Below are 12827 nucleotides of genomic sequence, written 5' to 3' on the forward strand. Positions count from 1 at the left end.
TACTATAGGAAAAGCACTTTGCGTGGGTTTCTCTAGAATGCATTAGGAAGAGTAATTTCTCCATATAATCTCCATATAAAAAGTTTAGGATAAGAGATATGAATAAAAAATGAGATGGAACAATCGAAAGGATGGATGAAATGATTGGAGGCGCTTATGGAAGATAAGATAGTAAAAAAAATATTTAAAGTAGAAGGCCTATCTTGTAGTGGCTGTGAAACAAGGATTGAGAACGGACTATTAAAGCTTGAAGGAATACATAAGGTTCAAGTCAGTTATCGGACCGGTGAGCTTTTCATTACATTTGACAGTGAATCGGTAACTTTGGATGAAATAAAGGATGTACTGGAAAAAATGGGATATTCAATTTGGGAGGAGCGAAAGCAAAGGTCAGAAGGCATAAAGGAAGCATCGAAGCGTCAATTTATTATAATTGGAATTATCTTGCTTAGCGGCTATTTCATTATAAAGAATACCGTAGGCTTTACATTTATACCCGAAGTAAATGCGAATATGGGTTATGGTATTTTATTTGTAGTCGGACTTTTATCCTCTCTTCATTGCGTGGCTATGTGCGGAGGTATTAATCTGTCTCTTTGCATATCATATGAAACTAAGGATACGGCGAATAATCAATTAGCTAAGTTAAAACCGAACTTTTTGTATCATGCAGGAAGAGTGATTTCCTATACCATAATTGGTGGATTAGTAGGAGCTCTTGGCTCTGTATTTCAAATGTCAAATATGGGAAGTGCTCTTATAACGATATTAGCAGGTGTTTTTATGATTATCATGGGACTTAATATGTTGAATGCCTTTCCAGGACTAAGGAAATTAAATCCTCATTTACCGAAGGGTTTAGTTAAAAAAGTAAATGGATTAAAAAAGGGAAAAGGTCCTTTTATAGTTGGGTTATTAAATGGATTTATGCCATGCGGTCCGCTTCAGGCAATGCAGCTATATGCACTGGGAAAAGGAAGTTTTATGGCAGGTGCATTATCTATGCTATTATTTAGCTTAGGAACGGTACCTGTTATGTTTACCTTTGGGGTATTAGGTTCCATGCTTAGCTCAAAATCTACAAAAAATATGATAAAGGTAAGTGCTGCACTTGTAGTTTTGTTGGGACTTGTCATGATGAACCGTGGAGTGGCATTTACAGGGCTATCACTGGAAACAACTCTTGCAAGCGGTACCGTTTCAGAGGAAAATATAAGTGTGGTGAAAGATGACGTACAAGAAATTAATACAACTTTGGAAGCTGGAAGCTATCCGGCTATCACTGTACAAGATGGAATTCCGGTAGTATGGACTATTCAAGCCGATAAGCAAAGTTTAAACGGCTGTAACAATGAAATTATTATTCCTAAATATAATATTAGACAAAAACTATCAGAAGGTGAAAACGTAATTCAATTTACACCAACGGAAAGCGGAAAATTTGGGTATAGCTGCTGGATGGGAATGATTAAAAGCAGCATTACAGTTACGACGGGTGATAGCCAGCCGGATATATTATACGATCCAAACAGTGAAACCGATATTGATAATACAGGCTTACCATCTGGCTGCTGTGGGTAATGGATAAAAAGTGGTAAAATAAAGTACAATAGAATTAGGATTATAGATAAGGGAAAGACACTTATTGGAGGGGTTATAATGAAGAATGAAGCAAAAAAGACGGTGCTGGTTGTTGATGATGAAACGAAGATAGCAGAGGTCGTGGCGGCATATCTGGAAAACAGCGGTTACGGTGCCTTTCAAGCTTACGATGGAGAATCAGCGCTTGATTTATTTTATAAAATAAATCCTGATTTAGTCATTCTTGACTTAATGCTTCCTAAGATATCAGGGGAAGAGGTCTGCAAGGCATTAAGAAGAATATCTCGAGTACCAATTATTATGTTGACTGCTAAAGTAGAAGAAAATGAGAAAATAAACGGCTTTGATATTGGTGCAGACGATTATGTTGTTAAGCCATTTAGTCCCCGTGAATTGATGGCGAGAGTCAACAGCTTATTTAGACGGCTAGATAACAAAAGCACTCCTCTATATCAAACAATGAGCTGGAATTATGATGATTTAGAGCTGGATTTGAATACCTATACGGTAAGAAAGGCTGGAGAGGTGGTTAATCTGACTCCGAATGAATTTAAAATATTATGTACGTTAACTAAATATCCAAATAAAACCTTTACAAGAGAAGAACTGATTGAGGCTGCCTTTGGTATTGATTTTGACGGCTTTGAACGAACTATCGATTCTCATGTAAAAAATTTACGAAGCAAAATAGAGGATGATACAACGAATCCGGTTTATATTCTTACCGTTTGGGGAATTGGTTATAAATTTGGCGGCTCTTTGTAAGCCCAGGCAGTACAAGATAAAAGGGAGAAAAGAAATGAAAGTAACTCTTAAAACAAAGCTTACGCTGTCCTATATTTTGCTGGCAGTTTTTTTAATTGGTTCTTTTTTTTGTGTATCCAATTATCTTTTGATATCTAAATTTCAAAATTATATCATTAATACACAGGAAAAAAGAAATGAAAATCTTGTCAATTTAGTAAGAAATCAATATGGCGAGGATGGAACGCTTCCAAACATGGCGATTCTTGAAAATATTGGTAATACAGCACTATCACAAGGTGTAATTTTAATGGTAAGTGATGAAAATGAAAAAGAATTATTTTGTATGAGCACTTTAAACAGTAGTTTATGTGATAATATGATTGAAAGTATGAAGTCTCACATGCAAAGGGTCTATCCTAATTTCAATGGTGAATACGTTCAGAAAAGTTATGATATCATGCAAAATGATAAAAAGGTGGCTACAGTAACGCTAGGTTATTATGGTCCTTTCTATTATAATGAGGAGGATGTTCGATTTCTAACGGTACTGAATCAGTTTCTAATCATTGTGGCCGTTTTGTTTTTTATTATTGCAATTATTCTGGGCTTTTTTATGGCAAATCGAATTGCCAGACCGATTAAAAAGGTGATTGATAAGACAAAGCAAATCGAAATCGGCAATTATGCCGACCGTATTACAGAGGTATCAAGAACAGAAGAAATAATCCAGTTGATTCATAGCGTAAATACATTGGCACAGACCTTAGAGAAGCAGCAAATGCTAAAAAAAAGGATGGCAAGAGATTATGCTCATGAGTTTCGAACTCCCCTTGCCGCATTGCAATCCAATCTAGAAGCAATGATAGATGGAATATGGGAGCCTACGAAGGAACGATTAGATAGTTGCCGTACAGAAATATTAAGACTTACCAGAATGATAGCAGATATTGATAAGTTAGTTGAAATAGAGAGCGAAGGCTTTGCTTTATCTAAAACAACGTTTTGTATGTCTGAAACTGTAGAAGAGATTTTGCTGAATTTTCAGCAGTCTGCTCAGGAAAAAAATATTCAGATTGAAACAAATTTCAATCAGTTTAATGTCAAAGCAGACAAGGATAAAATCATTCAGGTAATTATTAATTTGCTAACAAACGCAATTAAATATACAAATTATGGTGGGAAAATTAGCATAGCGGTAGGAATGAAAGAACAAAATGCTTTCCTTTCGATTGAGGATACGGGTATTGGAATTTCAAAAGAGCATGTTCCTAATATTTTTGAACATTTATATCGGGCGGATCAATCAAGAAACCGTGACACGGGCGGTTCTGGAATAGGATTATCTGTGGTTAAAGCGATTGTTACTGCGCATGGAGGCGAGATAAGCGTATCAAGTGTGTTGGGACGGGGCAGTAAATTTACTATTATTCTGCCAATTGAGAGTGATTATAGTGAATGATGTATTGAAACGCAAAGTATAAGGATTGACTTATTTTGCGTTTCTTTTTACAGGCATTTTGCGATTTGCACATAATTTGGTCAAAAAAGAGCATATTATTAATGTCACATGAATATAACCAAAATGAGATATTGGAGGTAGAAAAGATGGAAAACAATCATAATATGCAAAATGAAATAAATGAAAAACAGAAAGAGCACGATAAATTTAACAGTGTAACGCAAAAGAGTACGCCTGAGAACCAAAATCAGACCCATAATGTAAGGCAGGAAGGAATTTCTAAGATAAATCAAAATCGCTAACTTTTATGTTTCTGTTAAGAAATCGCGAAGTATAATAATGATAAATCGTTTGAGCTTATTCAAGAGCTTTATGAAAAGTATCTTGAATAAGCTCTTATTATTTCATAGGATAGACCTTGTCGAAATAGATAATATTAGGGAATATATACAATTATATTGTCATCTTGATTGAAAATATTAGTAAAATTGCACAAAATCTATTGACAATCCGTCTATATAGTGAGACAATATAATAAATTATAGGCAGTTGTTTTACATTAATCAATCCAAAAAGCTGTAAAAATGAAAATAAGCAAGGAGGTGAAATTGGTGTACTCGAAAGATGAAATGAAATTGCTTATAATGGAAAAAGTGGACTTATCAATTATGAGGAAGGGGAATAATAATGAAAAAAGGAATGAAGAAAATTATTAGTTTTATTCTTACGTTATCATTGCTATTGTCTTTTAGTTTGACAAATAATGATTCAGTGGTTCATGCAAAAACAGAAGAAGCAGAAGAAGATCTGGAAGCTCTATTAGGAGAAGAGGAATACGAATGCGAAAATATCGGATTTGATGATGATAGTATAGCTGCACAAACTGCATCATCTGATATAGAATCTGATACAATACGTGACACAGTTTTGATTTTGGATGCATCGGGCAGTATGAATGGAACACCAGTCAGTACGATGAAAAGCGCAGCTGTGAAATTTTGTAATACTGTCTTAGAGGCAAGCGGAGCGAATAGGGTTGCCATCGTTGTATATGGATCAGATGTTAAAGGAAGAATGAATTTTTCAAGTGATTTATCACAATTAACTACCTTTATCGAATCAATTGGGGCTTCTGGAGGTACAAACATAACAAGCGCATTAATTGCTGCAAAATCGATAATGGATAGTTATAGTAGCGCGGATGCAATAAAAAATATGCTTATTTTGACCGATGGTTTGCCACAATCCGGTTTATCACAGGCAAATGGTAAGTATAATTCGATAGGGCCAAAATATAGTTACCCATATGCAAACTATGCTTACAAATATTATGTTGATAATTTACAGGATAATTATAATGTATATGCGCTAGGATTCTTCCATTCCATCAGCAGCAGTTATCTTCCCTTTGTAAAACAGTTTTTATCAGACATACAAAATAAGGGTTATTATCAGGTAACGAATGCGGATGAGTTGGAGTTTACGTTCGGGGATATTGCGGAAGAAATTACAAAGCCAGAAACTGACTGTCCAATTATTATTGTTCCGGGGGAAATGGGAAGCCAGTTGTATTCTGATACAGAGAAAGTATGGGATCCATCTTTACTACAGGTAATAAATCCCTTGTTTCGTTTAGATGACTATTTGTCAATAAACAAGGTATTAAATGTACATAACTACGATTATGATGCCAATGGACAGGCTACACCGGTTAATCAAGCGTTATTAAGCGAAGGAAGCCGTGAATATGGTGCAACTTCCTTGTATAAAAATCTTGTTGATGGTATTATTGATAAATTTACGGATACAAAAGGAAATCATATAAGAAACGTATATTTTTATTCTTATGATTTTAGATATGGCAATACAGACAGTGCCAAGGGACTCTCCCAGTACATAAGTGATATATTGGCCGATAATCCTGAATTTAAGCAGGTGGATATTGTAGCTCACAGTATGGGTGGTCTTGTTACATCAAGCTATGTAAAAAACTATGGTTCTGAAAAGATTCGAAAAGTCATAACTGCAGGTACACCTTTTGAAGGTGCTCCAAAATGGCAAACCAGTGTCCTGACCTATCAGGTATTAGACAATTTTTTGGCAGATCTAGCATTGGTGTCTTTGGGTGGACTTACAAAATCATGTAAAGCTTCGTTCCCCGCATTTGCGGAGCTGGCTCCAACAGAGTCCTATTTTAAAGCTAATGATACTTTATTTACCCAGTATTCAGGAAAACTAGAACGAGTTGGATTCTTAAAGTGGAACAAGATTTTCAATTCGCTAGATTTGGATTCATATCATGCGATTAATCGTATTATTTTTAATGATAATTATGATAAAGCATTATCCTTTTATAAGGATATAAAAAATGATGCAGGATATGATGCCCTTGCTGATTTAGATGATTCCTATTTTGCAATCGGAATAAATCAGAAAACGATTTCTGGTATTGTATTTAATAGCGCAACTACGTTGTCTTCTCTTTCAGTAGATGATTTGGTATATGAGACAAAGGGTGATGGCATAGTACCATATGATTCCAGCACAATGATAAAACAGTTAGAATCCCTCCCTAATGGACGAGTTTCCTATTTTTCAACATCTCATACAGGATTAATAGCAAAAAATACATCTGACGAAAATAGTGTGAAAGCTTTTGATTGGATTTTAGATATTTTAAGTACGGGAAGCAGTAAAGTAGCTAATGATCCAGTAAAACCTAAAGGACATCTTGTTATTCGAATTGCCTGCCCTGTAGATGTGAATATTACAAAGAATGGAGAAACATTAAGCTCTGATTCAAATGATATTCAAAATCAGACATCATATGGAGTATTGGACTTAATCGGTGAAAATGGCGACATTAAGATGCTTTGTCTGGATGATGCTGCTGATTACAATATCATAATGAATGGAACCGGCAAGGGTACGATGGACTATTCCATAAGATACTTTGACAGCGAGGATCAACTGGTAAATGAATATAAATTTACTGATTTACCTATTACAGAGGATACAGTTATTACAACAGGTTCAGACCAGTCTGATATGGCACTTCATATTGATGAAAATAACGATGGAATAGTGGACTATGATTTTAGTTCAGGAAATTATTTAGGTCATGGCACGATGGAAAAAATAAGTGATACTTCTTACGTATACAATTCAGATATTATGGAAGTGAAATACGAGATTACAGATCAATACGATAATATATACCATGTGAATACATCTATAAAAAATAAAACAGATGAGACAATTCATGACTGGATTTTAGCATTTGACTCAACAGATAAAATTGATAAAATCTGGGACGGTATTATTGATGAGAACAAGGACGGTACAGTTATAAGAAATGCAAAATACAATCAGGATATTAAACCAGGAGAAACAGTATCGTTTGTTTACATGTCTACGTTTACGGATAAGATTAACATACCCACATATTTTTATCTGTTAAATCAACTGACTTCATCAGATATAAATTCATACCAGGCGACATATCAGATAGATTCTGACTGGACGACTGGCTATAATGCTTCCGTTATTTTAACTAATAAGACAGAAGAGACGATAGAGGATTGGAGAGTGGAATTTGATTTTACGGATAAAATTGATGATGTCTGGGGAGCTAAGCTAGTAAGCTCAGAGGATGGACACTATGTTCTGGAAAATGAGGAATTTAAACAAAATATTGAACCAGGACAGGCGATCATTATCGGATTTACGGTGTCTTCTCGTGAAGAAGCATGTGAACCTACCAATTTCATTTTAAATAATATTACAAAAAAATAATAGTAAAAATTTTGCCAGCCATACACATAATTGTGTATGGCTGGATTTCTATCTAAACATTACTTGTTCATCTTGAATATATATGATACAATTTCTTCAATAATTTATTTTTAAATTCATATTATTTATATAATAGTTTAAATAATTTAGTGAGAAAGAGTATTGAGAATAACCGATTTAAATTTAATATTAACAAAAGACAATGAAACAGGAGGTTATCGAATGGGATGTTTAGGTAATATTATTTGGTGTATATGCGGGGGGTTTATAACCTGCCTTAGCTGGTTGCTGGCAGGTGCTTTATGGTGTATTACGATTGTTGGTATTCCAATTGGGGTTCAGTGCTTTAAAATTGCAGGATTGGTTTTATTCCCCTTTGGGAAAGAAGTAGATTACGGCGGAGGAATTGGATCATTTATATTAAATATACTTTGGATTGTTTTTTCAGGAGTGCCTCTTGCCATTGAATCAGCCTTTTGGGGTGTGATTTGCTGTATTACGATTGTTGGTATTCCATTTGGGCTACAGCATTTTAAAATAGCAAAGCTGGCATTAATGCCTTTTGGTACCAGAGTTTATTAAACATTTAAAACTTCACAAATAATATGGTAACAAAACGATTAAATTAGGAATAATAGATAAAAATGTCAAAATTACTCAAATAATCTTGAAAAAACATATTTTTAGGAATAGTATAAGATAATAGATGCTTTAATCTTGGGATTGAGGCGTCTATTTTTAAGTTAATGGAGGTTCATTTTAAAAATGGAAAAAATAAAACCCAAATTGTTTTCAGTGATGAAAACCTATACAAAGGAGCAGTTTGTCAAGGATGTGATTGCCGGTATCATTGTTGCCATTATTGCATTACCTTTATCTATTGCTCTGGCGCTTGCTTCAGGGGTAGGGCCTGAACAAGGATTGTATACTGCGATTACAGCAGGATTTGTAATATCGTTTCTGGGAGGAAGCCGTGTTCAGATTGCAGGACCAACTGCGGCATTTGCTACCATTGTGGCAGGAGTTGTAGCCAGAACAGGAATGGAGGGACTCATTGCTGCGACGATTTTAGCCGGTATTATTTTAATCATAATGGGATTATTAAGATTTGGAAGTCTGATTAAATTTATACCTTATACGATTACAACGGGTTTTACATCGGGTATAGCAGTGACTATATTCATTGGACAGGTGAAAGACTTTTTAGGACTAAAGTTTAAAACTGCGCCGGTCGAAACAATGGATAAGCTAAATGCCTGTATAACAAGCATAAAGACAGTAAATTATCAGGCTTTAATCATTGGATGCATCAGTATTTGCATTTTGATTGTATGGCCAAAAGTAAGTCAGAAGATTCCTGGCTCTTTAATAGCAGTTATTGTATCTAGTGTATTGGTAAAATTATTGAATATGGATGTTAATACCATAGGTTCACTTTATGAAATTAGTAATAAGCTGCCAAGTTTGATGGTACCTCATATGACTTTTGCAACCATTAAGAATGTGCTTCCGGATGCATTTACAATTGCAGTGCTGGCAGGGATTGAATCTCTTTTATCTTGCGTGGTTGCAGATGGCATGATTGGGAGTAAGCATCGATCTAATATGGAACTGATTGCACAGGGTACAGGAAATATTGTTTCGGCGTTGTTTGGAGGTATTCCGGCAACAGGTGCAATAGCAAGAACAGCGGCAAATGTAAAAAACGGAGGACGTACTCCAATTGCCGGAATGGTACATGCTGTTACGCTGGTTCTTATTTTGGTTGTTTTAATGCCTTATGCAGCTTTGATACCAATGCCTGCAATCGCTTCGATACTATTTCTTGTTGCTTATAATATGAGTGAATGGAGAACGTTTGCACAATTAGTTAAAACTGCTCCAAAGAGTGATATTATCGTTTTAATAACCACCTTTGCATTGACTATTATATTTGACTTGGTAGTAGCTATAGAAATTGGAATTGTTCTGGCTGCCTTACTATTTATGAAGAGAATGTCAGAGGTTACAATGGTTGATAGCTGGAAATACATCGAGGACAGCGAAGAAGAAGAAAATGATCCGGATAGTATTCAGTTGAGAAAAGTTCCAAAGAATACGCTCGTATATGAAATTGTAGGACCAATGTTTTTTGCGGCAGCAAATAAATTCATAAACATCCCTACGGATCAATCGATTAATGCCATTATTTTACGAATGAAGGGTGTGCCGGCATTAGATGCCACAGCGCTTAGAATGCTTCAGGATATACATAAAAAATGTACCAAAAATAATATTACTTTAATATTTTCACATGTACAAAATCAGCCTATGTCAGTTATGGCTAAAGCGGGTTTTGATAAATTAATTCAACAAGAAAATTTTTGTGAAAATATAGATACCGCATTAAAAAGAGCAGAAATGCTAAGCAAAAGCTATATGTAGAGATTGAGGAAAGATGTACTATTTCTTATAACCTACTTGCAAGTGAAAATGAATTAAGATAAAATGGATAGGGACGTAGACAATTAGAATATTCTAATCGTTGCGTCCCTTAAAAGTTAGGTTATATAATTTTAGATAGAAAGAGGAAGATATAGTGGCGGAATTAACTCCAATGATGAAGCAATATTTAGAGACGAAATCGCAATATAAGGATTGCATTCTATTTTATAGATTAGGTGATTTTTATGAAATGTTTTTTGAGGATGCAATTACAGCAGCAAGAGAACTTGAGATTACGTTAACCGGTAAGGATTGTGGCTTAGAAGAGCGTGCACCGATGTGTGGGGTACCGCATCATGCATTAGATGGCTATTTAAATAAATTGGTATCGAAAGGCTATAAAGTGGCAATTGGCGAGCAGGTAGAGGATCCAAAGACTGCAAAGGGAATCGTAAAGCGAGAGGTAATTCGAATCGTAACACCGGGAACTAACTTAAATACACAAGCCCTTGATGAAACCAAGAATAATTACATCATGTGTATTGTCTATATGGAAGATCAATATGGCATATCAATAGCAGATGTTACAACGGGAGACTATCTTGTAACGGAAGTAGATACGTCACGAAAATTAATTGATGAAATTAATAAATTTTTGCCTTCTGAGATTATCTGCAACAATTCTTTCTACGTAAGCGGAATTGACATAGAGGATATGAAGAACCGTCTGGGAATTACGATTTATTCACTGGATTCCTGGTATTTTGAAGATGATTTATGTAAGAAGTCATTAATGGAGCATTTCAAAGCAGGCTCCTTACATGCTATTGGGCTAGAGGATTACGATTGCGGAGTGATAAGTGCCGGAGCGCTGTTACAATATTTATTTGAAACGCAGAAAACCTCCCTGTCACATTTAACATCAATTAAACCTTATTCAACGGGTAAATTTATGTTAATTGACAGCTCTACAAGAAGAAATCTCGAACTTGTGGAAACCCTAAGAGAAAAAAATAAACGAGGTTCTCTTTTATGGGTGCTTGATAAGACAGAAACGGCAATGGGAGCCAGATTGCTTCGAAGCTACATAGAACAGCCATTGATTGATAAAGATGAAATTGAAAATAGATTGGATGCAATTGAAGAATTAAACAAAAATGCGATATCCAGAGAAGAAATTAAAGAATATTTAAAACCGATTTATGATTTAGAACGTCTCATTAGTAAAATAAGCTATAAATCAGCAAATCCAAGAGACTTAATTGCTTTTTCAAGTTCACTGTCTATGCTGCCTTATATAAAATATATTATGGGGACGCTAAAGACTCCGTTGTTAGTCGAAATCTATGAGGAACTAGATACCTTAGAGGATATCTTCTCTTTCATTGATCGTGCAATTGCAGAAGAGCCTCCGATTGCAATCAAGGAAGGCGGAATCTTTAAGGAAGGTTTTCATGAGGAAATTGATAAATATCGGCATGCAAAGACAGAAGGAAAATCCTGGCTTGCTGATTTAGAGGCAAAGGAGCGGGAACGAACAGGAATTAAGGGACTTAAGATTAAATACAATAAAGTATTTGGCTATTACCTTGAGGTTACAAATTCCTATAAGGATTTAGTACCTGATGACTATACCAGAAAACAAACATTAGCCAATGCAGAACGTTATATAACTCCTGAATTAAAGGAATTAGAGGATATTATACTGGGAGCGGAGGATAAGTTGTTTTCTCTTGAGTACGATTTATTTAGTGAACTGAGGGATCAAATTGCAAATGAGGTAATTCGAATTCAGGCAACTGCTAAAGCAATCGCTAAGATAGATGTATTTACTTCACTTGCACTTGTGGCAGAGAGAGGAAATTATTGCCGGCCATCTATTAACAGCAAGGGGGATATTGATATTAAAAATGGGCGTCACCCCGTTGTTGAGAAGATGATTAGCAATGATATGTTTATTCCAAATGATACCTACTTAAACAATACCAATAAACGAATATCCATTATTACAGGTCCCAATATGGCCGGTAAATCTACCTATATGAGACAGACAGCTTTAATTGTCTTGATGGCTCAAATTGGCAGCTTTGTGCCTGCAAGCTCTGCAAAAATTGGAATCGTGGATAGGATATTTACAAGAGTCGGCGCATCGGATGATTTGGCATCTGGGCAGAGCACTTTCATGGTAGAAATGACAGAGGTTGCCAACATTTTAAGAAATGCTACTTCAAACAGTTTATTGATACTTGATGAAATAGGAAGAGGTACCAGTACCTTTGACGGCCTTAGCATCGCATGGGCAGTGGTAGAACATATCAGTAATCCAAGGCTTTTAGGAGCGAAAACGCTTTTCGCTACACACTACCATGAACTTACGGAGTTAGAGGGTAAGCTTGACAGTGTAAATAACTATTGCATTGCAGTAAAGGAGCAAGGAGAAGACATTGTCTTTCTTCGCAAAATTGTAAAAGGCGGAGCAGATAACAGTTACGGTATTCAGGTAGCAAAGCTGGCAGGAGTACCTGAGAGTGTCATTGCAAGAGCCAAAGAGATTGTTAGTGAACTAAATGATGCCGATATCACCGCAAAGGTAAAGAATATCGCCGTAGACAATAATTTGAAAAAGCCTAAGTCAACAAAGCTTGACGAAGTTGATTTGGAACAAATGTCTTTATTTGATACAGTAAAAGATGATGATATCTTAGAGGAATTGAAGGGTATAGATCTTTCAAATCTCACTCCAATTGATGCTCTCAATACACTTTACAAACTGCAAAATAAGATTAAAAACAGGTGGTGA

At 35.4% G+C, this 12827-nt stretch carries 8 protein-coding genes; all 8 read left to right on the forward strand.

Annotated elements, in window-relative coordinates; genetic code table 11:
* Positions 1 to 156 precede the first annotated feature (156 nt).
* The 8 genes from C8E03_RS00735 (at position 157) to mutS (ending at position 12827) form a co-directional block, all read left to right on the forward strand.
* Positions 157 to 1581, forward strand: coding sequence for an urease accessory protein UreH domain-containing protein (locus C8E03_RS00735; RefSeq protein ID WP_110290001.1), 1425 nt, complete (start codon positions 157 to 159; stop codon positions 1579 to 1581).
* Positions 1582 to 1659: 78 nt separating this feature from the next.
* The gene (locus tag C8E03_RS00740) at positions 1660 to 2367 is read left to right on the forward strand and encodes a response regulator transcription factor (protein WP_110290002.1); all 708 of its coding nucleotides are present in this window, start codon (positions 1660 to 1662) and stop codon (positions 2365 to 2367) included.
* A 34-nt stretch (positions 2368 to 2401) separates the two neighbouring features.
* A complete protein-coding gene (locus tag C8E03_RS00745) occupies positions 2402 to 3808 on the forward strand; it encodes a sensor histidine kinase (RefSeq protein ID WP_170122847.1) in 1407 nt (468 codons plus the stop codon).
* A gap of 146 nt (positions 3809 to 3954) precedes the next feature.
* On the forward strand, positions 3955 to 4110 hold the full coding sequence (locus tag C8E03_RS21820; RefSeq protein WP_170122848.1) for a hypothetical protein: 156 nt from the start codon (positions 3955 to 3957) through the stop codon (positions 4108 to 4110).
* Between the two features lie 385 nt (positions 4111 to 4495).
* Positions 4496 to 7603 (forward strand): cellulose binding domain-containing protein, encoded by a 3108-nt coding sequence (locus C8E03_RS00750; RefSeq protein WP_110290004.1) that lies wholly within the window; start codon positions 4496 to 4498, stop codon positions 7601 to 7603.
* Positions 7604 to 7825: 222 nt separating this feature from the next.
* Positions 7826 to 8185, forward strand: coding sequence for a YccF domain-containing protein (locus C8E03_RS00755; RefSeq protein WP_094379961.1), 360 nt, complete (start codon positions 7826 to 7828; stop codon positions 8183 to 8185).
* Positions 8186 to 8368: 183 nt separating this feature from the next.
* Positions 8369 to 10027, forward strand: a complete 1659-nt coding sequence (locus C8E03_RS00760) for a SulP family inorganic anion transporter (RefSeq protein ID WP_110290005.1) — start codon at positions 8369 to 8371, stop codon at positions 10025 to 10027.
* 154 nt (positions 10028 to 10181) lie between these two features.
* On the forward strand, positions 10182 to 12827 hold the full coding sequence (mutS, locus tag C8E03_RS00765) for a DNA mismatch repair protein MutS (RefSeq protein WP_330410650.1): 2646 nt from the start codon (positions 10182 to 10184) through the stop codon (positions 12825 to 12827).

The sequence above is a fragment of the Lachnotalea glycerini genome (assembly GCF_003201285.1).
Taxonomy (GTDB): domain Bacteria; phylum Bacillota; class Clostridia; order Lachnospirales; family Lachnospiraceae; genus Lachnotalea; species Lachnotalea glycerini.